We start from the raw sequence: 24,856 nt of genomic DNA on the forward strand, positions 1-24,856 counted from the left end.
AGGCCGTCGTGTTCGAGTCAGTGACTTCCGTTGCCCTTGGTAGCGCCCTGGACGGGCTGTCGTTGCGCCAGCGCACCATCGCCAACAACATCGCCAACATCAACACGCCGAACTACCACGCCAAAAGGGTCCAGTTCGAAGACGCGCTTGCGGCCTCGGTGAGCGCGGGAGACGGGCAGGCCGCGGCTTCCGTCACTACCTCCCAGGAACCCACCCAGCTCAACGGCAACAACGTGAACCTGGACACCGAAACGCTCTCGAATGTGGACACCGTCTTGCGCTACCAGTTCGCCTCCCGTGCCATCGGCGAGCAATTCACCGCCCTCCGCACAGCCTTGAGGACCAGCTGATGACTTTCGATGCGATCGGGATTGCCGGCTCCGCCCTGACTGTCCACCGCAAATGGCTCGACGCCGTCTCGGACAACCTGGCCAACATGAATACCGCAACCCGCACCAGCGGCAAAGCCTTCCAAGCCCGCTACATTGAAGCCGCCGAGGGCAGCAACGGAAACGGCGTGTACGTCAAGAGCACCCCCCAAGGCAGTGCGACCGGCAGGCTCGTGTACCAACCGGACCATCCGCTTGCCGACGCCCAAGGCTATGTCCGTTATCCGGACATCGACCTCGCCGAACAGATGGGTGCCCTGATTGTGGCGCAACGCGGCTACCAGGCCAACGCCCAAGTAGTGGACCGCGCCCGTGAGACTTACCAGGCAGCGCTTGAGATAGGAAAATCCTGATGGCTTTGGACCCGATCGGCGCAGTTCAAGGCGGCGGGGGACTCTCCGTGCAGGGCGTCACCGGCACCGGTTACCTGGGCGGCAACGTAGCCGGAGCCGCGGGAACCTCGGGCAGCAACGGCTTTGCGACGGCGCTGACCGGTGCCGTGGACAACCTCCAGTCCCTGCAGTCGACGTCGAACCAGCTGGCCGTGTCTGCGGTGACGGGCAACCTTGACGACATCCACAAGGCGACGATCGCCGCGACGCGCGCCCAGATCACCATGGAGCTTGTCTCTACGGTGCGGAACAAGGGCGTTGACGCGTTCAACGAGATCATGAGGATGCAGGCCTGATGCCTCCACAGATTGCCGCCTTCTTCCGCAAGATGGGCGATGGGTTCAAGGGGTTCACCGCCGGGCAGCGCACCATCGCCATCATCGGCATCGCCGTCCTCGTGCTCGGCGGGGTGGCCCTGTCAGCATGGTTGGGCAAGCCGTCCTACTCGCCGTTGTTCTCCGGATTGAAAGACACGGATGCCAACGGAATCGTGGAGCAGCTGCGCAAGGACAATGTCCCGTATGAGCTCAGCAATGGCGGTTCCACCATCCTGGTTCCCGATAACAAGGTCAACGACGAACGGCTGAAAGCCGCCGCGGCGGGCCTTCCGGCGGCCGCGGCCACGGGCTATTCGCTGCTCGACAAACTCGGGGTGACCACTTCCGAGTTCCAGCAGTCCGTGACTTACAAGCGTGCGCTGGAGGGCGAACTTGCCACCACCATCCAGGCTATGGACGGCGTGAAGACGGCCGCTGTGCAGTTGGCCATCCCGGCCAAGACAGTTTTCGTGGATAAGGCTCCCGACGCCACTGCATCCGTGTTCGTGGAAACGCAGCCAGGCACCACCCTGTCTGCCGATAAGGTCCAGGCGATCGTGCACTTGACGTCCGCCGCGATAGAAAACCTGAAGCCGACCAACGTGACCGTGGTGGATTCCCAAGGCAACGTCCTCTCCACGGTGGGTGGGGGAGCCACGGGTTCCTCGTCCAAGCAAGCCGCCGACTACCAACAGCGCACCTCCGATTCGGTGAAGGCCGTGCTGGACCGGGTAGTGGGACCGGGCAACGCCACCGTCGCCGTCGCGGCCGACGTGACCGCCGAGTCCGCGCAGCAGCGCAGCGAGACGTTCTCCACGGCCAAGGATGCCGCTCCGCTCAGCGAGACCACCAAGACCGAGAAGTACACGGGAACCGGCGGCGGCGCCTCCGGTGTCCTTGGCCCGGACAACATCGCCGTGCCCGGCGGCACCAACGGCAACGGAACGTTCGACTCCAGCGACACCACCAAGAACAACGCCGTCAACAAGGTCACGGAAGACCGCACCATTCCGCAAGGCGCCGTGAAACGCCAAACCATCTCCGTGGCGATCAACCAGTCAGCGGCGGCCGGACTCAACGTCAACTCGGTCAAGGCCCTCGTCACGTCCGCGGCGGGCGTCGATCCCACCCGCGGCGACGTCGTGACGGTTGAGGTGCTGCCCTTCAGTACCTCGGCAGCAGACGCGGCAGCTCAGGCACTGGGCGCGGCCAAAGCGCAAGCCGAGGCCAAGCAACAGTCGGATTTGATGAACACGCTCATCCTCGCCGGCAGCATCCTGCTGGCAGTGGTAGCGCTGATTGTGCTCGTGCTGATCCTCCTGCGGCGCAGGCAGCGACGAGAACCGGTTGACCTTGGCGAACGCCTCGACTACGAGATGCTGCCGCAAGGCGTCTCCACGCCGGCGCTCGAAGGACCGCCCGCCACGTCGGCGATCGAACTGCCGCCTGTGCATCCCGTTCCGGCCTTACCGATGTCCGGTTTGCCGACACCAGGCTCCGAGGCTCTCGACGGCGAGCGGCGTCGGGCCCAGATTGAGGCCATGGTTGCCGAAAACCCGGCCCGGACTGCCGATTACCTGCGCGGCCTCATGGATGAAAGGCAGTCCGTATGAGGGCCGGGGAGTTGGACGTCGGCGGCTTAACCGGTGCCCAGAAGGTGGCCGTGGTGCTGATGCAGATGAGCCCGGCCAGTGCAGCCTCCGTCATGACCCAGTTCTCCGAATCCGAGGCCGAAGACATCGCGGCTGAGATCGTCCGCTTGCGCCGCGTCTCCTCAACCGTCGCGGACCACGTGATGACCGAGTTCCACGACCTTGCGGTCAGCGGACGCCGCACGGCCCGCGGCGGCCAGGAATTCGCCGTCGGGCTCCTGGAAGCGTCCTTCGGTGCGGACAAAGCGGCCGGTTTCATGGACCGTCTCGCCTCGACGATGGCCGGGAAGTCCTTCGAGTTCCTGGAAATGATGGATTCCGGACAGCTGCTGGCCCTCATCGACGGCGAGATGCCGCAGACCATTGCCTTGATCCTGGCGCATTTGCGGCCGGGCAAGGCTTCCGCGGTCATGGCCGGACTGGGCGACGTGCAACGGAGCGAGGTGGCCCGTTGCATCGCCACGATGGGAATGGCTTCGCCGGAGGCCGTGGGCATCGTGGCCGAAACCCTCAAGGTTCGCGCCGGGGCGGTCATGTCGCAACGGAAGTCGAGCGAGATCGTCGGCGGCATCCAGCCCCTCGTAGACATCATCAACCGCTCGGACATCAACACCGAACGCTCCGTGCTGGAAGGCTTGGAAACGCTCGATCCGGAGCTGGCCACGGAAGTGCGCGCCCGCATGCTGACCTTCGTGGACATCGTGAAATTGGAGCGACGCGACATCCAACAGATCCTGCGTGGCGTCAATGCCGAAGTGCTCGCTGTCGCCATGAAGGGTGCCCCTGCCGTGGTGCTCGAGGCTGTACGCACCAACGTGTCCGGCCGCAACCTCGAAATCCTGGAAGCCGAAATGGCTTCCGCCGGGCCCGTGCGCGCCTCCCAGGTTGAAGAGGCCCGGGCAGAGATTGTCCGTTCCATCCGGGAGCTGGAAGCCGAAGGTGCCATCGTTGTCCGGCGCGGCGAAGAGGACGACTATGTCTACTGAGGCTGAACTCCAGAGAGTGGTCTTTCCGGACATCCAGCCGGCTGCGAGGTCGCGCAAGGAGGACCGGGGGTTCACCCAGGGGCACGCGGCAGGTTACGCCGCCGGGATCCAGGCCGCGGCTGCGCAACAGCGTCGGCTGCGCGAACAGTTTCACGCCGAACACCGCGCAATGCTCGACGCCGGACGCCTGGCTGTGGCGCAAGCTGTCCGCGTGCTCGAAGCGGCGGCCGCCGCGTCCCAGGAGCGCCGCGGCGCCGTTTTGGAGGAAGCACAGGACGTGTTGGCAGCCGGCACGATGGAGCTTGCCGAAGCCATCCTGGGCTACGAACTCAACGACGGCAGGAACACCGCCAGCGCAGCCTTGGCCCGTGCCCTTGGTGCCATGTCCGGATCGGAAACCGTGACTTGCGTGCGCCTCCACCCGGTGGACCTTGCCGCGCTGGCCGCCGTCGACGTCGGGAGCGTGGCCGGCGTCGAACTTAAGGCCGATCCGAACCTGAACCCCGGCGATGCGATCGCGGAATACCCGCAGGGCTGGCTCGACGCCCGTCTCAGCACAGCCGTGGACAGGGCCAGGGCAGCCCTGCTGGGGAACGACGCATGAGCAGTACCGGGTACCGGCCGCACGCCGGCCGTTTCCGCGGAGCCCTCGCCGCCGCGGCGCCGCAGCGCGTGGGCACCGTGACGTCCGTGCTCGGCCTTGGCCTGGAGGTCTCCGGGTTGGACTGCGCGGTGGGCGATCTGGTGACCGTTGGCGAGGCACCCGGGCTTGACGCCGAAGTGGTCGCCTCGGTCAGTGGCGCCGTGCGATGCATGCCGCTGGGACGGCTGACCGGGGTGGCCGCGGGAGACCCGGCACGTTCGAAGGGCGCTCCGATCCTGGTCCCCACCGGCCGTGGCCTCTTCGGGCGGGTACTGGATGGGCTCGGGCGTCCGATCGACGGCAAGGGCCCGTTGCCCGCAAGCCCCATGGTCCCTTTGGACAACGAAGCCCCGTCGGCGATGCACCGCGCCCGGGTGGACACCCCGCTTCAGACCGGGGTCCGCGTCCTGGACACCATGGCCACTCTTGGCCGCGGCCAGCGCATGGGGTTGTTTGCCGGCTCGGGCGTCGGGAAGTCCTCGCTGCTGTCCATGATCGCCCGCGGCACCGACGCCGAAGTGTCCGTGATTGCCTTGGTGGGGGAGCGTGGACGTGAAGTGCGCGAGTTCCTGGAGGACGACCTTGGCCCCGAAGGCCTGGCCCGTTCCGTGGTGGTTGTTGCCACGTCCGATGAGCCAGCCCTCATGCGCCTGCGTGCCGCGGTCACGGCTACCCGGATTGCCGAATCGTTCCGCGAAGCCGGCCAGGACGTGGTGCTCATGATGGATTCGCTGACCCGCGTGGCCATGGCCCAGCGGGAAATAGGCCTGTCCGCCGGCGAGCCGCCCGCCACCCGCGGCTACCCGCCGTCGACCTTTTCCTTATTGGCCCGGCTCCTGGAACGCGCAGGGACCGCCGAAACCGGATCCGTGACCGGCATCTACACGGTCCTAGTGGACGGCGACGACCACAACGAACCGATCGCCGACGCCGCCCGCTCGATCCTTGACGGACACGTGGTCCTGGACCGGAAGCTCGCTGTCACGGGGCACTTTCCTTCGGTGGACGTGCTTGGTTCGGTGTCCCGCGTGGCCTCCAAGGTGAATTCAGCCGATCGCACGGCGCTCGCGGCATCCTTGCGCAGGGTCCTCGCCGCGCGGCGCAACGCCCAGGACCTGATCGACGTCGGCGCTTACCACCGTGGCAGCAACCCCTTGGTCGACGCAGCCCTGGACCACGAACCCGCCATCAACGGGTTCCTGCAGCAAAGCATGGACGAATCCACCCCGTACAGCGAGTCCTGGCCGGAACTCTTCCGCCTCTCGGCAAGCCTCGAAGGAGCAGCGTGAACCGTCAATTCTCCCTGGCCGGGCTGTTGCGCCTGCGCCAAACACAACAAGACGCCGCCGCCAGCGGACTGGCCCGCGCCAACTCCCGGACCGCATCCTTGCGATCCCGCCGAGCCACCGCCCGGGAGGAATTGGCCGAGTCCGCCGGAGCCGCCGGAAGCTCCGCGTCGCTCTTGGCCATTGCGGCCTCCCGCGCGTCCGCGCAAAGCATGTTGGCCGAGCTTGACGCCTTGGCCGCCAGTGCGGAGGCCGAGGCCGAAGAGGCCCGCGCGGAATACACCGAAGCCAAACGCCGCGCGGTAGGACTCGAGAAGCTAGAAACCCGGCACGGGGCCGCCTTCGAGGCTTTCGCGCTGCACGCCGAACAAAGCGTGCTGGACGAGATCGCGTCCTCCGCGTGGCACCGGAAGGCAACCTCATGAGCATGACCGAGGCCATCGGGCGCATCCAGAGCATCGAGTCGATGTTGCAGCAACTCAGCCAGGGGGTCCGTCCGCAGGCATCTTCCGCGAGCACCACCGCTTCCACTGACACAGGCGCGGCCACTTCCACGGACTCGGCATCCTTCGCGCAAGCGCTGAGCTCCGCCGTCGGGAGCTCGACGACGCCGGACGCGAGCCAGCTCGCTTCTTCTTTGGGACTCGGCGGCACCGCCGCGCGCTCCGGCATTGCGGGCCTTACCGGTGCAGCGGGCGCGTTTTCGAGTGCCGGTACAGGCACGGCCACCGGAGCTGTCACCGGCGATGCCGTGGTGGCCGACGCCAAGAAATACGTGGGTGTGCCCTACGTCTGGGGCGGCACTAACCCGGCAGTGGGCATGGATTGCTCCGGCTTCGTGCAGCGCGTGTTTAAGGATCTCGGCGTCGGCCTGCCGCGCGTCGTCAGCGATCAAATGCGGCAAGGTACTCCCGTGGCGTCCCTGGCGCAGGCCAAGCCCGGCGATCTGCTGGTTAGTTTCGGCGGCGAACACATCTCCATCTACCTAGGCAACGGCAAAGCGATCGACGCACCCGTTCCCGGCCAAACGATCCAGATCCGCGATGCGTGGGAACAGCAGTCCAACTTGACCGCCATCCGCCGCATCGTCCCAGCGGGAGGCTCATGATGCAGTTGCCTTCGGCCGGTGTGGCTGCCCCGCGTCCGGTAGTTGCGGGCTCTCTGCCTGTGCCGCAGTCCGGCGCGGCTGCCGGTTTTGATGCCGTGATGAACGGCGTGCTGGCGTCCAACGAGAAGACCTTGGACGGGACCGCACAACAAGCGCTCGACGACGGCGCTCAGGAAAAGCCTGCCACAGGCGGCCCCGGGACGGTCGCCTTGGTCGCCAAACCAGAAGGGTCGAAGGTCGCCAAGGACACGGTTGATGCGCCGGGTTCGCTTGGTGCGCCTGGTTCGCCTGGTGCGGTTGATGCGGGTGCTTTTGCCGGTGCGGCCGCTGTTGCGGGTGGGCTTGCGGCCGCCGGAGTAGCAGTCGGAACCGCTGCTCCGCAGGCGATTGGGCCGGGCATCGCTGCGCCGGTCAAAGACGGTGTCGTTGACGGTACGGCCCCGGCCAAAGCGATTGCCGGCATCCCCGAAACAGGGAGTCTCGTCGTTGGGATGCCCGCGGGCAGCACTCACGCGACGCCGGCGGAATCGGGGGTAGGCGATGCTGTGCCGGCAGCGCTGCCACTCCGGAGCCTTGGTCAAAGCCCCACCCAAGCTGGTCCCATCCCGGCCAGCCCACTTCCCAATAGCTCACGTCCCACTAGCCCGCAGCCGTCCTCCGCTCTGCCCGCCAGCCCACGGCCGGCTGGCACCGTGCCCACTAGCCCGCTGCCCTCCGCCCTGCCAGGCACCCTGCCCACCAGCAAGCTGCCCGTTGGCCTCGAACCAGCGGTCAGGGTGACCGAAGCGCAGCCACGCGATTCCGGGACCGCCGTCGTACTTCCCACCGGGAAACCAGCGACGCAACAGGATACGCAGCGGGTCCTCGGGCAGGACGGCCCGGCCGCCCCGGCATTTGGGCTTCCCGCGGGGATTCAGGCCGGAATTCCGGTGCTGGCGCAGCCAGAGTCGCCCCTCCAGCAAGCCCCTACGACAGCGCCTTCTGGCATGGCAACGCCCACGTCCCTGGCGGACCCGGCGAAACTGCTGCCACAAGTGTCCCGGCCGCTGTTCTCGCTTGCATCGGCGGCGCCCGGCGCGCACGTGATGACCTTGAAGCTGTCCCCGGAAGACCTCGGACCGCTGACTGTCCGGGCGCATATCGAGGGCGCAGGGGTTCGGATCGAATTGTTCGCCCCGGGGGAAGCCGGCCGTGAGGCAGTGCGCTGCATCCTGCCGGAACTGCGGCGCGGACTGGGGGAATCAGGCTTCGGCGCCAGCCTCGACCTGTCCGAGCACAACGCTCCGGCCGATGCCGGTGCGGGCGGCTCGGACCCCCGGGACCGGCGCCCGGCGGAAAGCCCTGCTTTCCCACGGGGCAGGGACGGCGAGGTGGTTCGCCTGGCGCGGACCGCCGTCGTACTTCCCCGAAGCATTACCAGCAGCCTGGACATTCTCGTTTGATGAAGGAGCGCCAATAGTGACCATCCAAGCCATCGCGGCAAGCAGCGGAGTCCAGCCCGGAACCACGGCTGGAGCCGCCGCGCCCAAACCCGCGCAGACCATGGACTCGAGCATGTTCATGTCCCTCCTGGTCACTCAGCTGAAAAACCAGGATCCGAGTGCCCCCATGGACACGAACCAGATGATGAGCCAGACCGTCCAGCTGTCCATGATGGAGAAAATGACGGAGCTCACCGCAGACGCCAAGGAGAGTTTTTCGCTCCAGATGCGCAGTGCCGCGGCACAAATCATCGGGCACAACGTCAGCTACGCGCTCGCGGACGGGACAAAGGGATCGGGCGTCGCGAGCTCGGTTTCCTTTGCGCCCGGAACCCCCACTGTGGCGGTCGGAGGAGTGAACGTTCCGCTCGACTCCATCAACGGGATGACGGCCGCTACTTCGCCCGCCGCCTGACGCTCTACACCCCCCTGAACCACCCGAAGAAAGGCAACACCATGCTTCGTTCGCTGTACTCCGGAATCTCCGGCCTCCGTGCCCACCAGGCCATGCTGGACGTCACGGGAAACAACATCGCCAATGTGAACACAGCCGGCTTCAAGGCTTCCTCCACCCAGTTCCAGGACACGCTCTCGCAGATGACCCAGGGCGCCGGCGCCCCGCAGGCCGAAACCGGTGGCACCAATCCCGCCCAAATCGGCCTTGGCGTTCGCGTGGCGGGAGTCAGCACCAACTTCAGCCAGGGTTCATCGCAGAACACCGGGCGAGCAACTGACATGATGATCTCCGGCGACGGGTTCTTCATCACCAGCAAGGCCGGCCAGCAGCTCTACACCCGAGCCGGCGCCTTCGACATGGACGCAGCCGGACGTCTCGTCAGCCCCGACGGCGGCATCCTGCAGGGCTGGTCCGCCGCAAACGGGGCAGTGAACCTGGGAGGTCCCGTTGGCCCGATCGCCCTCTCGCCCAACACGACGTCGGCAGCAGTCGCCACCACCAAGGCGTCGCTGGACGGCAACCTCCCGTCCGACGCTGCCGTCGGGACTAGCGTCGAGCGCCAGGTCAAGGTGTACGACGCCGACGGCGCCTCCCGCAGCCTGAACCTGACGTTCAGCCGCTCTGCGGGCGGCTGGGATGTGGCCGGGGCGGATGCCAACGGTGCCACAGGGGCTTCGACGCTCACGTTCACGAACGGTGCACTGACCTCGGGCGGTGCCATGACCGTCGCCGGTATCACGGTGGACATGTCCACTGTTACCGGCTTCGCCGCCATGAGCACACTCACGGTCGGCAGCCAGAATGGATCCGAGGCAGGAAAACTGGAGTCCTTCACCCTCGGCGGCGACGGCTCGCTCATCGGCTCGTTCAGCAACGGCAGCAAGCAGGTTCTGGCACGCGTGGCCCTTGCCCGCTTCACCAACCCGGGCGGCCTCGAGAAATCCGGTAGCTCGACATACGTGGCAACCGCCAACTCCGGCACGGCCCAGTTGGGCGCACCGGGCGACGCCGGCCTCGGCACGTTGACCGCCGGAGCCCTCGAGATGTCCAACGTGGACCTCTCCCAGGAATTCACCAACCTGATCGTGGCCCAGCGAGGCTTCCAGGCCAACGCCCGCATCATCACGACGTCGGATGAGGTCCTGCAGGAGCTGACGAACCTGAAGCACTAATATTCCGGGCTGGCCGTCTGTTGGGGGCGCTGAAAGTCTGCTCTGCGTGACGCTGCCCGTTCACAGACACAAGGGTGGCCGGCATCCTTGGACGCTGGCCACTCTTCAGGCAATTACTGCATTTTTAGAGTCCGCCGACCCCGTTCGGAGTGCCGACGCCCGTGGGTCCGTCCCATCCGGTGCCGGAAAGGCACCACTGGCTCGTGGAGCACGTGCCCGTTGAACCCGAGGCGACGTCATTGAATTTCCCGGAGTTCGTGTACGGAAGCGAGTTGGCCAGCGTCGTCGAGCTGCCGGAGTTCCCGGAAAGCGCGTACATTGCCGCGATCAGTGGTGAGGACAGGCTGGTCCCTCCATACTGGGCCCATGACGAGGTGGTGCTGCTACTCGGTGCATACACTGCCAATCCCGTCTGCGGATCTGCGACGGCGGAGACGTCCGCCGAGGCGCGCTTGCCACACCCCGTACCGAACGTGGCAGCCGCAGGCAACGCGGCATTGACACTGGAGCAGCCGGATCCAGAGCCGGACCAGGCAGACTCGCCCCACCCGCGTGCACTGGTGTTCTTGACCAACGATGTGCCTCCCACCGCGGTGACGTAACTCGAGGAAGCGGGGTATGACGAGCCGGTATACCCGTTGTCACCGGTTGACGCTGTCACCGCGATGCCCGGGTGGTTGTAGTACGTGCCGTAGCTGGAGTCTGCCGAATCCCCACCGCCGTAGCTGTTGGAAATCGCGACGACCCCTGGTTGTTTGGCGGCCGTCGCCACGGCTGTTCCAAGATTAGTGATACTGGCTGTTGTCGCTTGCACAACGAGGATCTTGCAGTCCGGGCAGGCTGCCGAGACAGCGTCGACGTCGAGGGCGGTTTCGTCGGCCCAGCCGGAATTGAACCTGGGAAGCTTATTGCCGCCGTTTTGATCCTTGATGGTGAGGCAGCCGTTGCTGACCGTGCATGCCGTAAGGCCGAACTGTGCGCGGTAAACGCCGAGATCGCGTTCAAGGTTCGGATAGCCATAGGCATCTACGACTGCTACGGTGCGGCCGCCGGACGCGAGGCCCGTGATGTTGTAGGCGCCCTGGATATCCGCAGGGGTCTTGCCCGTGGCGGGCGGCGTGCTCGAAGCGGGCTTGGCTTGTCCTCCCTGCGGCAGCGCCTTGGCCGGGCTCGTTGAATCATCGACGTACTTGAGCGCAAAACACGACGCATCGCCGGCCGGGACATCCGCGCAGACCCTCTCCGCATGCCAATTGGCTGACGGAGCTGGTTGGGCAACTGCCGCCGGCGCAGTGGCTGAGACCGCACTCAGCAAGAGCAACAACGCCCCGGAAACGCTAAGAACCTTCTTCACGAAACCTCCCTGAGGATCAATAAGATCCGAGTTGACAGAACGGTCAACTCAGCGTGACAAGCTTCGCACCAAACGCCACTATTGTCACCCACGTCACATCCATCCCCGCGGTCTCATGAGCCACTGGGGAGATTCGCAGTTGGACTATTGGTGGTTGGTGAGAAGAGGGCCGTGGATGTGTTCGCGCCGGAAGCCGAGGCCCACGATCCGGCCCAAGAGGCGTTTGACCGGCGGAGTGTTGCTGATGAGCCGCATGAGTTGGATGGGTGGGTTTCCTTGGGAGAGGCGGGCGAGCTGGCGGGTCTGCTGTCGCTGCAAGGCCTGTGCTCGGCGTACCGCGGGTTCGCGTCGTCGTTGCAGTCGCTGGAGGTCGGCGACGGCGATGGTTCCAGTACGCAGTGGTACCGCGAGGTGATTGGCCGTGGCGACGGCATCGGCAATGGCGTAGTTCACCCCTGCGGCACCGGCCGGTGACATGGCGTGCGCTGCGTCGCCGATGCACAACAGTCCGGGTTCGTACCAGCGTCTCAGCCGATTGGAGCGCACCGAGAGCAGCTTGACCTGGTCCCAGTCGGTCAGCGCGGCCAGGCCCGCAGCTAGGAACGGCGCGGCATGTGCCACCCGCTCTCGGAAGGCGGCCAGACCCGCGGCCTGAATCTGCGGGAGCGTTCCCTTCCCAACGATCGTGCCGCACTGCCAGTAGTCGCCGCGGTCGATGGCGAGTACGACCTGCCCGCCGCCGAGGTAGCCCAGGGTCGGCGGCGCATCCTGGCTGCGTGGCACGCGGAACCACAGCACGTCGATCGGCATCGCAAACTCCCTTAGCGGCAAGTCCGTGTGTTCCCGGATAAGGGAGAACCGGCCGTCGCACGCCACGGTGAGATCCGCGCGGATCTCTATTTCGCCGTCGTTCGTGCGCGCCCGTACGCCGATCACTTGCTCGCCGCGGCGGAGCAGGCCGGTTGCTTCGGTACTCATTTCCAGCCGGAAGGCGGGATATTGCCTGGCCTGGCTGGCCAGGAAGTTCAGGAAATCCCACTGTGGCATGAACGCCATGAACTTGCAGCGGGTGGGCAGATGCCGGAAGTCCACCAGCCCGAAGGTCTGTCCGTCGATGCCGAGGCGCAGTTCCGGTATCTCTGTGTGGGGCAGGCGCAGGAACTCCTCCAACAAACCCAGTTCGCCCAGTACGTCGGTGGTTGCTGGATGGATGGTGTCGCCGCGGAAGTCCCGGAAGAAGTCGGCATGTTTCTCCAGCACTGTCACCTCGACTCCCGCGCGGGCAAGCAGGTAGCCCAGCATCATTCCGGCCGGTCCACCGCCGACCACACAACAGGATGTGTTCCAAGATCGTGGAGCGGGTGTGGCTTCGGGTCCGCCGGGCATCTCTAGCTCACCTCATCGAGCGGCCGAGGCCGTCAAGGATGAGGTTCAGCCCGAAGTCGAACTCGTCCCCGAAGTCGTAGCCGGGCTTGAGGACGTGTTCGGTGGCAATCTCCATCATGTGGGGGTATTGCCCGGTCGAAAAGCGTTCAACGATCGGCGCTGTGATCTCCGAGGCAGTGTCGCGGCCGTCAAAAGGCAGGGCGGCCTCCTGTAGGGCGAATCCGTAAATGTAACTGTCGAGCAGGGCGTAGGCATGGGCCGTCATCTGAACGGAAAAGCCTGCTGCCCTCAACGTCCCCAGCGTCGCTTCGTGGTGGCGAAGGTTGGCTTCGCCCGGGGAAGAGCGGCTTTCCAGCAGTCCGACCGCCCACGGATGGCGTTTGAGAGCGCTGCGCACGCCGTGCGCCCGTCGGTACATTTCCTCCCGCCAATCGCCCGCGGGGGAGGGCAGTTCGATTTCGCTGAAGACCATGTCCACGATGCCATCCAGAATCTCATCCTTATTGGCCACGTAGTAGTACAGCGACATGGGCTTGGTTCCCATGCTTTGGGCGAGCGAGCGGATGGTCAGTGCTGCGATTCCGGACTCGTCAGCGAGATCCACAGCGCAGCCGAGCACCCTTTTGCGGCTCAGCTGAAGGCGCCGCTGGGGGAGGGGCTGTGCAGTGTCCGGCATCGGGACTCCTTGGACTCTAGTTAGTACAGCACTCTAGCGATTTAGTGCAGGGGTCTAGCGGTTTAGTACATTGTACGATAATCTCTTTTAGTACAGCGTACGAAAAGTTATGCACCCTCATTGACTGGAAAGGAACGGCCATGACCGCTGGTCAGCATGCTGCGAAGACTCCGATTTCGGGCGGCTCGTCCGCGCCGCCGATCACGATGCGGGCCATCGTGCAGGAGGCTTATGGCTTCGCCGACGTCCTGCACATGGCGCAGATTCCGAAACCGAACATCGCCGGGAACGAGGTGCTGGTCCGGGTCCACGCTGCAGGACTGGATCGGGGGACCTGGCACGTGACCCGGGGCCTGCCCTACGCATTGCGTCTGGCCTTCGGCGTTCGCGCCCCCAAAAACCCTGTGCCCGGGATGGACCTGGCCGGCACCGTCGTGGCGGTCGGAGCTGCGGTGACCCGCTTCGCCGTCGGGGATCACGTCTTCGGCGTCGGGAAGGGCTCTTTCGCCGAGTACGCGACGGCCCGCGAAAGCCAACTCGCGCTCAAGCCGGCGGACATCAGTTTCGAACAGGCCTCGGTGGTCCCGGTTTCCGCCTGCACTGCGCTGCAGGCTCTTCGCGCCGCGGGCCAGATAGTGCCGGGACAGAAGGTGCTGATCCTTGGCGCCTCGGGCGGAGTAGGCAGTTACGCTGTTCAGCTCGCCAAAGCAGCCGGGGCCGAGGTTACAGGCGTTTGTAGTACGGCCAAAGCGGACCTGGTGCGTTCGCTCGGCGCCGACCACGTCATCGACTACGCCACGCAGGACTTCGCCGACGGCACTGAACACTACGAGCTGATCCTGGATATCGCCGGGAACCCCACTCTGGCTCGCCTGCGCCGGGCCCTCACCCCCTCGGGCATGGCCGTTATCACCGGTGGTGAAGAAGGCGGCCCCTGGACGGGCAGTATCGACAGGCAATTCAGGGCCCTGGCGCTGTCCCCGTTCATCAGTCAGCGGTTCGCCATGGTCATGGCCACACAGGGCGCGGCAGACCTCGAATACCTTGCCGGGCTCATCGACGCCGGAACCCTCACCCCGACTATCGACCGGAGCTATCCCCTGGAGCAGGTTCCGGACGCCATGCGCTATTTCGACGCCGGCAAAGTGCGCGGGAAAATCGCGATCACCATCTAGGCGCCGGGGGCAACTGAAACAGGTACTGGCAGTACACGGTATGACAGGCACTCCCACGCGGACGCGGGGACTGGTTTTCTTGAATCAGTCCCCGTTTAGCGAAAGGAACGCACGATGAAACTCGTACCCCCTACTCCCACGGTCAAAGCCCCCACGGAGAGATTCACGGGAGATGTCTACCTCAATCCCCTCCACAACGGCGAGGCACCCTCGCGTCTCGTGGCGGCGATGGTCCGCTTCACCCCCGGCGCCCGTACGAACTGGCATTCCCACCCCCTTGGCCAGACCTTGCACTGCACCGATGGCATCGGGTTCGTTGCTACCCGGGACGGCAGTGTGATCCTCATGCGCGCAGGAGACACGGTCCACACACCTCCCGGCGAGGAACACTGGCACGGCGCCACCCAGGACAACATGATGTGCCACCTGGCTTTAGTGGAGCACGACAACGGGGAGAGCGCCACGTGGCTTGAACCCGTCAGTGAGCACGCCTACGAAGCCGCGCATGCCCAAGCCAGCCGATAACCCAAACCCAAGCGAAAGAAGCCCCATGAAAACCGTCACCCTGAACAACGGCGTCGAAATGCCGATCCTCGGCTTCGGAGTCTTCCAGATCCCCGACGAGGAAACTCAGGCAGCGGTGGAAGCCGCCCTCGCCGCCGGTTACCGGCACCTGGACACCGCCGCCTCCTACGGCAACGAGGCCGCCGTCGGCGCCGCGATCAAGGCGAGCGGCATCGCCCGCGACGAACTCTTCATCACCACGAAGCTCTGGATCCAGCATGCCCCTGCCGGCAGCGTTCAAGAAGACACGAAGCGCGCGTTCGACAACTCACTGAGCCGGCTCGGACTGGACTACCTCGACCTGTACCTGATCCACCAGCCGCTGGGGGACTACTACAGCGAGTGGCGCGCCATGCAGGACATCCACAAAGACGGCCTCGCCCGCGCGATCGGGGTCTCGAACTTCCACCTCGACCGGCTAGTGGACCTCATCGACCACAACGAGATCGTCCCGGCCGTCAACCAGATCGAGACCCACCCCTTCCACCAGCGCGCCGCCGACCAGGCGCTGATGCGCGAACGCGGCGTCCAAATCGAGTCCTGGGGACCATTCGCCGAAGGCAAGAATGACCTGTTCACCAATCCGCTCCTCAGCGCCATCGCCGAAGCGCACGGCAAGTCCGTCGCCCAGGTCGTGCTCCGCTGGCTCATCCAGCGCGAAGTAGTCGTCATCCCCAAGTCAGTCCGGCCGGAACGCATGGCCCAGAACCTCGACGTCTTCGACTTCACCCTCACGGACGAGCAGATGAACCAGATCGCCACCCTCGACACCGGTGCCAGCCTCTTCTTCGACCATCGCGATCCCGCCATGGTGAGCTGGCTGGGCGGACGCAGGATCGCCTGAGACAGCAATGAGTTCCCGCCCCGCCCTCTTACAGCAAACTTGCAGCTTCTGTCCGGTTCCCGCACTGAGTTCCGGTTCTATCCTGAGGGGGTGGAGCAGCATACGGAGTCTGGGAGTGGCGAGCGGGAAGACCGCGAATCACGCTTCAGGGTGAGCCGGCGCAGGTTCCTAAGCGGGGCGGGAATGGCAGGGGCCGGATTGCTTGCCGGACTCGGGATCGCCAAGGCAGGCGTGTTGCCCGGGGGAACGGCCCCGGTCAGCGCAGCTACCCCGACGCCGGTGGCGTCACCCTCGCCGTCGGCCAGCGGCACGGCTTCCGGCCCTGCGATCCGTAGCTTCGTTTCAACTGCTTTGACCGCTGCCCGCGTTGCCAGCTGGGCTACCGGGCCGACGGGCGCAGGCCTCTTGTTCGTGGGACCGATGGGCCACGGCACCAACGGGCTGATCATGGACAACCACGGAGAACCGATATGGATGGAACCCACAGGTTCCGGCGTCACGGACCTTCGCGTGCAAGCCTTCGAAGGCCAAGCAGTGCTGACTTACTGGACTGGAATTGGAACGGGTGGCCACGGTGCAGGGAAGGGCGTCATCAAGGACGCCCGCTACCGCACCGTGGCCGAAGTCAACACAGGCAACGGGCTGCAGGCAGATCTGCACGAGTTCACCATTACCCCCGCCGGCACGGCGTTGATGATTTCCTACCCGACCGTCCGGCATGACCTGACGTCGGTGGGAGGACCCGCGCAGGGCTACATGTTTGACTGCCATGTCCAGGAAATCACCATCCGTTCCGCAAAGGTCCTCTTCGACTGGACGGCCTCGGACCACATAGACCTGACTGAGTCCTATTTACGCTCGTCCGATAACCCCAAGGCCGACGGTTCCGATGCCACGAAAGCGTTCGATCCGTTCCACCTCAATTCCGTGGACGAGAGCGGGGACGCGCTCCTCGTTTCGTCCCGCCACACGCACACCGCCTATCTGATCGGCCGTCCGGACGGAAAGATCCGCTGGCGCCTTGGCGGGAAGCACAGCGACTTCTCGATGACCCCGGAATCCGTCTTCGCTTGGCAGCATGATGTTCGACGCCGGCCCAACGGCATCATCAGCATGTTCGACAACCATTACAACCAAGGCACCACCGGCACATCGCGGGGGCTGCTCCTCGCCGTCGACGAAAAGGCGCACACCGCCGTCGTCAAGCAGGAGTTCAGCAGGGGCGGCCACCGGGGCGACGCCGAAGGGAACGTGCAGTTCCTGGATAACGGGCACGTGCTGGTGGGCTGGGGAGCGGACCCCGCCGCAACCGAATTCACTCCCGATGGGAAAGCAGTATTCGAGGCGACCGGCATCGGCGACGCCTCCTACCGCACCTACCGCTCGCCATGGACAGGCCGGCCGGACACCGTCCCGGACCTGGCCGCGGTCCCGGGCAATGGTTCCACCATGCAGCTATACACCAGCTGGAACGGCGCAACCGAGGTTGCCAAGTGGAGGTTCCTCACCGGAACCGGCCCCGGGTCCCTGTCCGAAGCAGTGACGGTTCCGCGTCGGGGCTTTGAAACCTCGACGGCGGTGGCCGCCGCTCCGAGGGCCGCCGTCGAGGCTTTGGACAAGTCCGGAAACGTTTTGGCGACGTCCACGGTCATCGCAACAGCCTGAGTCCAGGCCATTCGGCCTTCCGGCGGCGTTACGGCAGCAGGTGTTCGTGCGCGGCCGCCTCCACGGCGGCAGCTTCTGCCTCGGCCATTCGGGTCTCCGCGTCGACGTCGACGCGCCGGGTCATCAACCAATACAGCCCAGCGGAGACGGGGAGTCCGATGAACAATGAGATATCGGCGCCGTCGATGGCGTGGGCAATGAACCCGACGAAGAGCTTTCCGGCAGAGAAGAAGGGGATCATCACCACAAAGCCGACGAGGTAGGAGATGATGCCGGGCCAGCCCCAGCGTCCGTAGATCCCGTCCGGCTTGAAGATCTCGGCGATGGCGTAGTGGCCCTTGCGGACGATGAAGTAGTCGGTGAGGTTGACGGCCGTCCACGGAATGAAGAAGTACAGCACCAGCAGCAGGAAGTCGTTGAAGTTGGCGAGGAAGTCGGCCGAGGCCAGGTTCGCCAAGACCACGGAAATGAGGGCTGTGATGGAGATCGTGATGATCCGGAGCCTCAGGGTCGGCCGGATCTGTCGCACGCTGTCGATGGACGATATGAGGGTGAGCGAACCGCCGTACATGTTCAGTGCCGTCACGGAAAGCAAACCCAAGGCGGCGACGAACAAGGCGATGCCACCGAATCCGCCGAAGAGCTGGTCGGCCGTGGATTTGATCGAGCCGATGGTTTCGAAGTTCTCCCCGGCTGCGGCGCCAATGTACGCGCCGAGGAACATCACCCAAATGCCGCCGAGGGCGCTGCCCCAGAACGTCCACCGGAAAGTACCGCGTCCGCTGGACGGCGGGAGGTAGCGGGAATAGTCCGAGACATAGATGGCCCAGGAAATCTGGTAGCCGGCCGCAACCCCCAGCTGGCCCAGGAACGGTACCAGATGGAAATCGGCCAGGTTGTATGCGCCCGTGGGTATGGCAAGCTTTACGGCTGCAATCGTGAGCAGCGCCAGCATGACGATTGTCAGGTACGTCAGGTAGCGCTCAAAGGCATGGATGAGGTCGTAGCCGAAAAGGGCGATGACCACGGCGACAATGGTGACCACCCAGAACCACAGGTTTTGAGATCCGAAGTTCACCGACTCCGAGATCGCCTGGCCGGCCAGGATGGTGTTGAAGATGTTGAAGCCCGCGTACTGAAGATAGGCGAAGAGCCAAACCAGCAGGGCGCCGATGTAGCCGAATTGCGGACGGGACTGGATCATCTGCGGCAGGCCGAGTTGCGGGCCCTGCGAGGAGTGCGCCGCCATGAACAGCGTCCCGACGAGCACGCCGATGGCGATCGCGAGCAGTGACCAGATCAGGTTGCCACCGGTGGTGATGCTGATCAACCCCACTGCCAACGTCGCGATCTGGGCGTTGCTGACGAACCACAGCGGTCCGATGTGCGAAACCTTGCCGTGCCTCTCGTCCAAGGGAACGTAGTCGATCGACCGGACCTCCAGCCCGCGGCCCGATCCTTTGTCCGTGGTAGTGCTCATGGTGGATCTCCTTCGAAGCGTCTGGGCATCTTGACTTTGGTTTAGCACAGAGTGGGGCGGCCTAGAAGAGCTCGCAGGATTCCTAAACGAGCCGGTGGTGCTGCCACGTGGGGAACTGGTCCCGGGCCGCCCGGACAGCCTCCGGTGAGAGGTCCAGCGTCGCTGTCCCCGGCTCCGCGCCGAGGCTATGCAGGACAGTCCCGAGGGGATCAACGAGCATGCTGTAGCCGATGGACACAGGCGGGGTCTGGGAGACGGCCGCCACGTATACGCCGTTTTCTATTGCCCGGGCCTTGGCCAGCGTGGCCCATTGCTCGGTCTTGGCTGTGCCGGGAACCCAGGAAGAGCAGACGAGGAGCACCTCGGCCCCGGCATCGGCCAGAAGGCGCGCCAACTCGGGGAAGCGCAGGTCGTAACAGGTCATCAACCCGAACGTCATGCCGCCGCAGGAAAAAGTGACAGGCACTGGCTCCGGCGCGGCTTTGATGTAATCCGATTCCCGGAACCCTTGGCAGTCAAACAGGTGGATCTTCCGGTAGCTGGCAAGGCGCGAAGCGTCCGGAGCGATGGCCACCAAGGTGTTGAAGGCCCGATTCCGCTCACCGGATGCTTCCAGGAGGCCAGCGACGACGGCGATCCCGTAACGCGCCGCCGTCGCCTGGAGCTTGGCAGCCACCGGGCCGTCAAGGGGTTCGGCCATGTCCACGAAGCTCCGGTCCACCCGGCTTTTCTCGTACGTCGAGTACTCAGGGAACACAATGAGGTTGGAGCCCTCGCGGGCGGCCCGGGCACAGAAATCCGCCATCAGGTCGAGGTTACGGCGGACGTCAGTGCCGGAATCGATCTGGGCCAGGGTGATGCGCATGCAGTCCTCATTTCTCAGTGTTCCGGCAGCACACTGTGGTCCGTCGTCATACCAGGGCGGCTTCTTTTTCCTCCATCACCATTTCCGGCGGCGCCTTCCGGAACCCCTTGGTGATGATGCCCAGTACCACGACGCCGACGCAGAGCCAGATCAGCCCGAGCGTGATGGCGTTCGAATCGAGCTGGGAGAGTAGGAACCCGTCGATGATCGCGCCCACTGCCGGCATGACCACGTAGAACAATACGCTGAGCCGGTGCCCTGAGCGTCGCTGGCGCAGGTAGTAGGCAATGACCGAGATGTTGACGAGCGTGAAGGCCGTGAACGCGCCGAAGTTGATGAACGACGTCGAAGTGGCAACGTCGAGGAACATGGCGATGAGCCCCACCGCGCCGGTAATGACGAGGTTGAATACCGGAGTGTGGAAGGACTTGTTCAACGCCCCGAAGACCTTCTTCGGCAGGACTGAATCCCGACCCATGGCAAAGAGGAGCCGTGAGGCGCTGGCTTGTGCCGCGAGCCCGGAGGCAAACTGGGACACCACGAGTCCCGCCAGGAAAACCGCGCCGAAGAATTGCCCGCCGATCTTCAAGGCAATGTCCGACGCCGCCGACGCCGAATCGTCAAACACCCCGCCGGGGTGGATCAACTGGGTCGTGTAGGACACGACGACGAAGATCGCACCGCCGATGAGAGCCACGAGCATGATCGCCTTCGGCACGGTCTTCTTCGGCTCGATGGTCTCCTCAGTGAGGGTGGACACGGCGTCGAAGCCCAGGAACGAGTACGCCGCGATGGCAGCGCCGGCGGTGATTTTGTCGAAGCTCGACGTGTCGTTGAAGAACGGAGCGGTGCTGATCAGGGCGCTCGCGCCGGAGGTTGAGACCAAGGTTCCCACGGACAGGGCAACGAACAGGACTATCACCAGCAGCTGAAAAGCCATCAGGAGGTAGTTGGCCTTGTCCGCCACCTTGACGCCAACCACGTTGAGCAGCGTGGTGATGGCGATGAATGCGACGATCCAGACCCCGATGGGAATGTCGGGGAACTGCGCCGTGAGGTAGGAACCCCCGATGAGCCAGATGACCATCGGCAGGAACAGGTAGTCCAGCAGGACAGCCCAACCGGCCAGGAATCCGATCCGGGAATCGATGGAGCGCCGGATATAGGTGTACGCGGAGCCGGCCACCGGATAGGCAACAGCCATCCGTCCATAGCTCTGCGCGGTGAAGAGCATCGCGACCATCGCCACCAAATAGGCCGACGGCGATGCTCCGCCAGTGGTTTCGGCGATCACGCCGAAGATCGCCAGCACGATGAGCGGGGTCAGGTACGCCAGCCCGAACAGGACCAGCGAGGGCAGTTTCAGGGCGCGCGCGAGGCTCGGTTGTGTAGTCACCGGTGGTTCCTTAGGAGTTGGAGGACCGCGGGGTCCAAGTAGTCGGGTCGATGCGGCCTTCGTAGACGGGCAGTTCGATGGCCGGTTCGCCGGGACGGAATTGGGACCAGGGGCGGTTGAGGTTTTCGGTCCCGTGCGTTCGGACGTGCTCGACGGCGGAGAGATCCAGTTCCGCGGCGAGAAGGGTGGGGGCGTCGTCGTCGGCCTCCGCTATGGTGTTCCCCTCGGGGTCGACGATCAGGCTGAGGCCCTTGCCGGTGGGACCCGCGCAGTTGACGCTGACCATGAAGACCTGGTTCACAATGGCATTTGCCTTGGCCAGGACCAGTTCTTGCTTGCGATCCGGCGTCGTGGTCTTGACGACATTGAGGATGACTTCGGCGCCCATCCACGCCAGCTGGCGGGTTACCTCGGGGAACCACGCGTCGTAGCAAATGTTCAGGCCGACCCTGCCGATCCCTTTCAGGTCAACGGTCGTGAATCGATCGCCGGGATCGTAGGGCTCAAAGGGGCGCCAAGGGAAGACCTTGCGGTAGTAGCCGGCAAGGTCGCCTTCCGGGGAGAGGACCACCTGGGTATTGAACAATTGCCCCTCGGGGCCGCGTTCGCAGACGCTGCCTGGAACCAGCCAGATACCCAGGTCCGCGGCGAGTTGCCGAAGTTCCTTGACGCGCGGACCGTCCAGCGGCTCGGCTGAATCCTGCAGGACTTCCGTACGTTGCAGGTCCGGATTGGAATCCCCGAAAAGGTGCAGTTCGGGGAAGACCACGAGCTTGCTGTGCGGTTGGGTCGCGACGGCGGCGGCGACCTCGGCTGCGAAGGCCTCGGTGGGCTCGCCGATCAGCCGGGGTGACGCTTGGGCGGCGATGAGGGGAAGGATGCGTTGCACTGGTTTCTCCACGTTGTCGTTGTGACTCGCCTCATATTAGATCATAATGATCAAATAAAAGGAAGGTGGATTTTGCCCCGTAAAGTAGCGGATATGACCCGTCAGCTCGAGGACACCACCGGCGACTCACCCATCGATGCTGCCCCTTTGCTCGGAATCGACCGCAGGAGCGCAATCGACGCCGTGCGGCTGCGGATCGGCATGGCGATATCCTTGGGGCTGCTTCAGCCGGGAGAGAGGCTGCCCGACCAGCAAGACGTCGCGCTGGGCCTATCGGTCAGCCCGATCACCGCTCGCAGGGCCCTGGCGAGCCTGGCTGATCAGGGCGTCGTTGTCCGCCGTCGTGGACGTGGCGGCGGAACCTTTGTCGCTGACGAGCCGCCGCAGAACGTGCTCGAGAAGCTCGCTGCGTCACCCGCCGAATCCCTTGCCGTGAACCGGCTTGTGGACCGTCGGCTGCTGTTCGAATGCGCGGTCACCCACTTCGCCGCGGTCAATGCCACGGCAGCGCAACTTGATGAGCTGGAGCGGCTTACCCACGAAATGGCCGGATCAACCAATTGGTCCGAGTATCACCAGGCCGACGAGCAGTTTCACCGGTTGGTCGCGGCGTCCTCGGGCTTGGGTCCGGCGGTCGATGTCTACAACGAGGCATTGGCGGAGCTCTACGCCTACTTCATCCCCTACCCGATCGAGTTCCTCCATGAGTCCAATAGGGATCACATTGCGCTCGTGAATGCCCTGCGGGCCGGCGACGATCGCGGCGCGGTGGAGGTGTCGCGGCGGCACGTGGACGTGTTGCACAAGACGATGTTCATGGGCCTGGCGGGCGGCGACGGCGCTAAGAGGGACAAAAAGGGGTAAACGACAGCTCCTGCGCTATCGTCCGGGATTTCGGACTAAAGATGGACGCCTTTTCGTGATCACTGTCACTTTGCGTGCTCTGATTGATTCTCAGTTGGGGACATCGGACTTCGGTTGTCAAAGTGAGGATTAGGCATGCAGGCCACAGGAAAAGCGGGAACGGGTGGGCCGCGCGTTGAGCGTCGTTCCATTGACTTTGTCCCGGAAAATGAACGCCATGGTTCGCCTGGCCAGCAGTTCACGCTCTGGTTCGGGGCGAACATGCAGATTACGGCCATTGTCGACGGCGCTTTGGCAGTACTGTTCGGCGCGGATGCGCTGTGGGCGATCATCGGCCTCCTGGTCGGAAACCTCTTGGGCGGCGCAGTCATGGCGCTTCACGCGGCCCAGGGGCCGAAGCTCGGCTTGCCTCAGATGATTTCCAGCCGGGCGCAGTTCGGAATCTTCGGGGCGGTGATTCCCTTGGTACTGGTGGTCGTGATGTACCTCGGCTTCGCCGCAACCGGTACTGTCCTCTCCGGACAGGCAATCAGCCTCATCCTCCACACGGGCACCCCTGCCGTCGGCATGATCGTCTTCGGGGTGCTCACCATCATCGTGGCGACCCTGGGCTACAAGTACATCCACATGTTGGGCCGCATTGCGACCGTCGTGGGTATCCTCGGCTTCACCTACCTGGGCATCCGGTTGTTGACCAGCCAGGACGTCGGCGCGCTCTTGGGAGCCGGCGGTTTCGAGTTCCCCACCTTCCTGCTCGCCATTTCGCTTGGCGCCGGATGGCAGCTGACGTACGGTCCGTACGTGGCCGACTACTCCCGGTACCTGCCTTCCAACACCCCAACACGCAAGACCTTCTTGTCGGCGTACTTCGGCACGGTGATTGGTTCCCAGTGGTCCATGACTCTCGGCGCGCTCTTCGCTGCCCTCGCATTGCCCAAAGGCGCACGCTTCCTGGACGGCCAAGTCGCTTTCCTCGGGAATCTGAGTGGTGGCGGACTGATCGCGGTGGTCATCTACCTGGTCATCGTGACCGGAAAACTGACCGTCAACACGCTGAACGCATATGGCGGCTACATGACCATGCTTACCTCGGTCACGGCGTTCACCCGCAAGTCTGCGGTGGCGTCATGGACCCGGTTCGCCTATGTGATCGGCTTTATCGGACTCTCAGTACTCATAGCAGTCCTCGCTTCTCCCGATTTCATCGCCAACTTCAAGAACTTCGTCCTTCTCCTGTTGATGGTATTCATCCCCTGGAGCTCCATTAACCTGGTGGACTACTACCTGGTTTCCAAGGAAAAGGTGGACATTCCGGCCTTGTACGACCTGAACGGGCGCTATGGACGTTGGAACAAGACCGCGCTGTTCAGCTACGCGATCGGCATCGTCGTCCAGATCCCATTCCTGGCGCAGACCCTCTACACCGGACCGATGACCGACCTTCTGGGCGGGGCGGATATCTCCTGGCTCGTAGGCCTCGTGGTCACGGCAATCGTGTTCTACCCGCTGGCAAAGAGGAACTCCAACGCTCCGGCCGAGATGGTCTACCCGACTGAACCCGGCTCGGAGGCAGTAGCTCCGCTGGCCGGCTCAGTGCCGAACACCGCAGCAGTTTAGTCTCTGCGCCGTTCCCCCTCGGACGCTCGCTCACCTTTGGGGTGTTTTCGGCGGACGCTCGCTCACATCATGTGAGCGAGCGTCCTGGCATTTGGCCATATATGTGAGCGCGCGTCCCGGCTTTTGGCCATATATGTGAGCGCGCGTTCCTGTCGACGTCCCGGGAACAGTTGGTTTTAGGTTCCGACGGCGGCAGTC

General features: G+C 64.5%; 25 protein-coding genes. 18 read left to right on the forward strand and 7 right to left on the reverse strand.

The features are described 5' to 3' along the window. The first annotated feature begins 8 nt into the window (after positions 1–8). The 12 genes from ACSKT0_RS03365 to ACSKT0_RS03420 are packed head-to-tail and all read left to right on the forward strand — an operon-like array spanning position 9 to position 9,883. On the forward strand, positions 9–350 hold the full coding sequence (locus ACSKT0_RS03365; RefSeq protein WP_437772500.1) for a flagellar basal body rod protein FlgB: 342 nt from the start codon (positions 9–11) through the stop codon (positions 348–350). Further along, positions 350–742, forward strand: a complete 393-nt coding sequence (locus tag ACSKT0_RS03370; RefSeq protein WP_236815521.1) for a flagellar basal body rod protein FlgC — start codon at positions 350–352, stop codon at positions 740–742. Before ACSKT0_RS03365 ends, ACSKT0_RS03370 begins: the two co-directional genes overlap by 1 nt. Next, positions 742–1,077 carry a flagellar hook-basal body complex protein FliE gene (fliE, locus tag ACSKT0_RS03375; protein ID WP_437772501.1) on the forward strand — a complete coding sequence of 112 codons (336 nt, stop codon included), beginning with the start codon at positions 742–744 and terminating at the stop codon, positions 1,075–1,077. The genes ACSKT0_RS03370 and fliE overlap by 1 nt, the downstream gene beginning before the upstream one ends. Continuing rightward, entirely contained in the window at positions 1,077–2,711 is a 1,635-nt protein-coding gene (fliF, locus tag ACSKT0_RS03380; protein WP_437772502.1) for a flagellar basal-body MS-ring/collar protein FliF, read from the forward strand. Before fliE ends, fliF begins: the two co-directional genes overlap by 1 nt. Continuing rightward, on the forward strand, positions 2,708–3,736 hold the full coding sequence (gene fliG, locus ACSKT0_RS03385) for a flagellar motor switch protein FliG (protein WP_437772503.1): 1,029 nt from the start codon (positions 2,708–2,710) through the stop codon (positions 3,734–3,736). The genes fliF and fliG overlap by 4 nt, the downstream gene beginning before the upstream one ends. Further along, a complete protein-coding gene (locus tag ACSKT0_RS03390; RefSeq protein WP_437772504.1) occupies positions 3,726–4,340 on the forward strand; it encodes a FliH/SctL family protein in 615 nt (204 codons plus the stop codon). The genes fliG and ACSKT0_RS03390 overlap by 11 nt, the downstream gene beginning before the upstream one ends. Next, complete coding sequence (locus ACSKT0_RS03395; protein WP_437772505.1) at positions 4,337–5,668, forward strand: FliI/YscN family ATPase; 1,332 nt, start codon at positions 4,337–4,339, stop codon at positions 5,666–5,668. Before ACSKT0_RS03390 ends, ACSKT0_RS03395 begins: the two co-directional genes overlap by 4 nt. Continuing rightward, positions 5,665–6,090: a flagellar export protein FliJ gene (fliJ, locus tag ACSKT0_RS03400; protein ID WP_437772506.1), complete on the forward strand. Its 426-nt coding sequence runs from the start codon at positions 5,665–5,667 to the stop codon at positions 6,088–6,090. The genes ACSKT0_RS03395 and fliJ overlap by 4 nt, the downstream gene beginning before the upstream one ends. Continuing rightward, positions 6,087–6,773, forward strand: coding sequence for a C40 family peptidase (locus ACSKT0_RS03405; RefSeq protein ID WP_437772507.1), 687 nt, complete (start codon positions 6,087–6,089; stop codon positions 6,771–6,773). The genes fliJ and ACSKT0_RS03405 overlap by 4 nt, the downstream gene beginning before the upstream one ends. Then, positions 6,770–8,215 carry a flagellar hook-length control protein FliK gene (locus ACSKT0_RS03410; protein WP_437772508.1) on the forward strand — a complete coding sequence of 482 codons (1,446 nt, stop codon included), beginning with the start codon at positions 6,770–6,772 and terminating at the stop codon, positions 8,213–8,215. Before ACSKT0_RS03405 ends, ACSKT0_RS03410 begins: the two co-directional genes overlap by 4 nt. Positions 8,216–8,231: 16 nt before the next feature. Then, positions 8,232–8,669, forward strand: coding sequence for a flagellar hook assembly protein FlgD (locus ACSKT0_RS03415; RefSeq protein WP_437772509.1), 438 nt, complete (start codon positions 8,232–8,234; stop codon positions 8,667–8,669). 41 nt (positions 8,670–8,710) lie between these two features. Further along, positions 8,711–9,883, forward strand: a complete 1,173-nt coding sequence (locus tag ACSKT0_RS03420) for a flagellar hook protein FlgE (protein WP_437772510.1) — start codon at positions 8,711–8,713, stop codon at positions 9,881–9,883. Positions 9,884–10,007: 124 nt separating this feature from the next. Here ACSKT0_RS03420 and ACSKT0_RS03425 read toward each other — a convergent pair whose 3' ends face one another. The 3 genes from ACSKT0_RS03425 to ACSKT0_RS03435 all read right to left on the reverse strand — a co-directional run bounded on the left by ACSKT0_RS03425 (position 10,008) and on the right by ACSKT0_RS03435 (position 13,299). Then, complete coding sequence (locus tag ACSKT0_RS03425; RefSeq protein WP_437772511.1) at positions 10,008–11,237, reverse strand: S53 family peptidase; 1,230 nt, start codon at positions 11,235–11,237, stop codon at positions 10,008–10,010. 144 nt (positions 11,238–11,381) lie between these two features. After that, a complete protein-coding gene (locus ACSKT0_RS03430; RefSeq protein WP_437772512.1) occupies positions 11,382–12,542 on the reverse strand; it encodes an FAD-dependent oxidoreductase in 1,161 nt (386 codons plus the stop codon). 88 nt (positions 12,543–12,630) lie between these two features. Then, the gene (locus tag ACSKT0_RS03435) at positions 12,631–13,299 is read right to left on the reverse strand and encodes a TetR/AcrR family transcriptional regulator (protein WP_437772513.1); all 669 of its coding nucleotides are present in this window, start codon (positions 13,297–13,299) and stop codon (positions 12,631–12,633) included. Between the two features lie 140 nt (positions 13,300–13,439). Between ACSKT0_RS03435 and ACSKT0_RS03440 the strand changes: the two genes are divergently transcribed. The 4 genes from ACSKT0_RS03440 (at position 13,440) to ACSKT0_RS03455 (ending at position 17,547) form a co-directional block, all read left to right on the forward strand. After that, complete coding sequence (locus ACSKT0_RS03440; protein ID WP_437772514.1) at positions 13,440–14,474, forward strand: NAD(P)-dependent alcohol dehydrogenase; 1,035 nt, start codon at positions 13,440–13,442, stop codon at positions 14,472–14,474. A 114-nt stretch (positions 14,475–14,588) separates the two neighbouring features. Further along, on the forward strand, positions 14,589–14,999 hold the full coding sequence (locus ACSKT0_RS03445) for a (R)-mandelonitrile lyase (RefSeq protein WP_437772515.1): 411 nt from the start codon (positions 14,589–14,591) through the stop codon (positions 14,997–14,999). Between the two features lie 25 nt (positions 15,000–15,024). Continuing rightward, positions 15,025–15,882: an aldo/keto reductase gene (locus ACSKT0_RS03450; RefSeq protein ID WP_437772516.1), complete on the forward strand. Its 858-nt coding sequence runs from the start codon at positions 15,025–15,027 to the stop codon at positions 15,880–15,882. A 90-nt stretch (positions 15,883–15,972) separates the two neighbouring features. Next, entirely contained in the window at positions 15,973–17,547 is a 1,575-nt protein-coding gene (locus ACSKT0_RS03455) for an arylsulfotransferase family protein (RefSeq protein WP_437772517.1), read from the forward strand. Between the two features lie 28 nt (positions 17,548–17,575). Here the strand turns inward: ACSKT0_RS03455 and ACSKT0_RS03460 are convergent, their stop codons facing one another. The 4 genes from ACSKT0_RS03460 to ACSKT0_RS03475 form a co-directional block, all read right to left on the reverse strand. Next, positions 17,576–19,027, reverse strand: coding sequence for a purine-cytosine permease family protein (locus ACSKT0_RS03460; RefSeq protein WP_437772518.1), 1,452 nt, complete (start codon positions 19,025–19,027; stop codon positions 17,576–17,578). An 82-nt stretch (positions 19,028–19,109) separates the two neighbouring features. Continuing rightward, positions 19,110–19,892: a carbon-nitrogen hydrolase family protein gene (locus tag ACSKT0_RS03465; protein ID WP_437772519.1), complete on the reverse strand. Its 783-nt coding sequence runs from the start codon at positions 19,890–19,892 to the stop codon at positions 19,110–19,112. 46 nt (positions 19,893–19,938) lie between these two features. Next, on the reverse strand, positions 19,939–21,288 hold the full coding sequence (locus ACSKT0_RS03470; RefSeq protein ID WP_437772520.1) for an APC family permease: 1,350 nt from the start codon (positions 21,286–21,288) through the stop codon (positions 19,939–19,941). A 10-nt stretch (positions 21,289–21,298) separates the two neighbouring features. Then, positions 21,299–22,189 (reverse strand): carbon-nitrogen hydrolase family protein, encoded by an 891-nt coding sequence (locus tag ACSKT0_RS03475; RefSeq protein ID WP_437772521.1) that lies wholly within the window; start codon positions 22,187–22,189, stop codon positions 21,299–21,301. 81 nt (positions 22,190–22,270) lie between these two features. Between ACSKT0_RS03475 and ACSKT0_RS03480 the strand changes: the two genes are divergently transcribed. Together ACSKT0_RS03480 and ACSKT0_RS03485 are read left to right on the forward strand one after the other, a co-directional pair. Continuing rightward, positions 22,271–23,041, forward strand: coding sequence for a FadR/GntR family transcriptional regulator (locus ACSKT0_RS03480; protein ID WP_437772522.1), 771 nt, complete (start codon positions 22,271–22,273; stop codon positions 23,039–23,041). Positions 23,042–23,176: 135 nt separating this feature from the next. Beyond that, positions 23,177–24,658, forward strand: coding sequence for a purine-cytosine permease family protein (locus tag ACSKT0_RS03485; RefSeq protein ID WP_437772523.1), 1,482 nt, complete (start codon positions 23,177–23,179; stop codon positions 24,656–24,658). Positions 24,659–24,856: the final 198 nt, after the last annotated feature.

The organism is Arthrobacter sp. KNU40, from assembly GCF_051515115.1.
Classification (GTDB): Bacteria; Actinomycetota; Actinomycetes; order Actinomycetales; family Micrococcaceae; genus Arthrobacter.

What these genes read in the sequence shown, in the direction of transcription:
- ACSKT0_RS03370 (WP_236815521.1), top strand. Translation starts at nt 350, where the DNA reads ATGACTTTCGATGCGATCGGGATTGCCGGCTCCGCCCTGACTGTCCAC.
- fliE (WP_437772501.1), top strand. Translation starts at nt 742, where the DNA reads ATGGCTTTGGACCCGATCGGCGCAGTTCAAGGCGGCGGGGGACTCTCC.
- fliF (WP_437772502.1), top strand. Translation starts at nt 1,077, where the DNA reads ATGCCTCCACAGATTGCCGCCTTCTTCCGCAAGATGGGCGATGGGTTC.
- fliG (WP_437772503.1), top strand. Translation starts at nt 2,708, where the DNA reads ATGAGGGCCGGGGAGTTGGACGTCGGCGGCTTAACCGGTGCCCAGAAG.
- ACSKT0_RS03390 (WP_437772504.1), top strand. Translation starts at nt 3,726, where the DNA reads ATGTCTACTGAGGCTGAACTCCAGAGAGTGGTCTTTCCGGACATCCAG.
- ACSKT0_RS03395 (WP_437772505.1), top strand. Translation starts at nt 4,337, where the DNA reads ATGAGCAGTACCGGGTACCGGCCGCACGCCGGCCGTTTCCGCGGAGCC.
- ACSKT0_RS03405 (WP_437772507.1), top strand. Translation starts at nt 6,087, where the DNA reads ATGAGCATGACCGAGGCCATCGGGCGCATCCAGAGCATCGAGTCGATG.
- ACSKT0_RS03410 (WP_437772508.1), top strand. Translation starts at nt 6,770, where the DNA reads ATGATGCAGTTGCCTTCGGCCGGTGTGGCTGCCCCGCGTCCGGTAGTT.
- ACSKT0_RS03420 (WP_437772510.1), top strand. Translation starts at nt 8,711, where the DNA reads ATGCTTCGTTCGCTGTACTCCGGAATCTCCGGCCTCCGTGCCCACCAG.
- ACSKT0_RS03430 (WP_437772512.1), bottom strand. Translation starts at nt 12,542, where the DNA reads ATGATGCTGGGCTACCTGCTTGCCCGCGCGGGAGTCGAGGTGACAGTG.
- ACSKT0_RS03435 (WP_437772513.1), bottom strand. Translation starts at nt 13,299, where the DNA reads ATGCCGGACACTGCACAGCCCCTCCCCCAGCGGCGCCTTCAGCTGAGC.
- ACSKT0_RS03440 (WP_437772514.1), top strand. Translation starts at nt 13,440, where the DNA reads ATGACCGCTGGTCAGCATGCTGCGAAGACTCCGATTTCGGGCGGCTCG.
- ACSKT0_RS03445 (WP_437772515.1), top strand. Translation starts at nt 14,589, where the DNA reads ATGAAACTCGTACCCCCTACTCCCACGGTCAAAGCCCCCACGGAGAGA.
- ACSKT0_RS03450 (WP_437772516.1), top strand. Translation starts at nt 15,025, where the DNA reads ATGAAAACCGTCACCCTGAACAACGGCGTCGAAATGCCGATCCTCGGC.
- ACSKT0_RS03460 (WP_437772518.1), bottom strand. Translation starts at nt 19,027, where the DNA reads ATGAGCACTACCACGGACAAAGGATCGGGCCGCGGGCTGGAGGTCCGG.
- ACSKT0_RS03465 (WP_437772519.1), bottom strand. Translation starts at nt 19,892, where the DNA reads ATGCGCATCACCCTGGCCCAGATCGATTCCGGCACTGACGTCCGCCGT.
- ACSKT0_RS03480 (WP_437772522.1), top strand. Translation starts at nt 22,271, where the DNA reads ATGACCCGTCAGCTCGAGGACACCACCGGCGACTCACCCATCGATGCT.
- ACSKT0_RS03485 (WP_437772523.1), top strand. Translation starts at nt 23,177, where the DNA reads ATGCAGGCCACAGGAAAAGCGGGAACGGGTGGGCCGCGCGTTGAGCGT.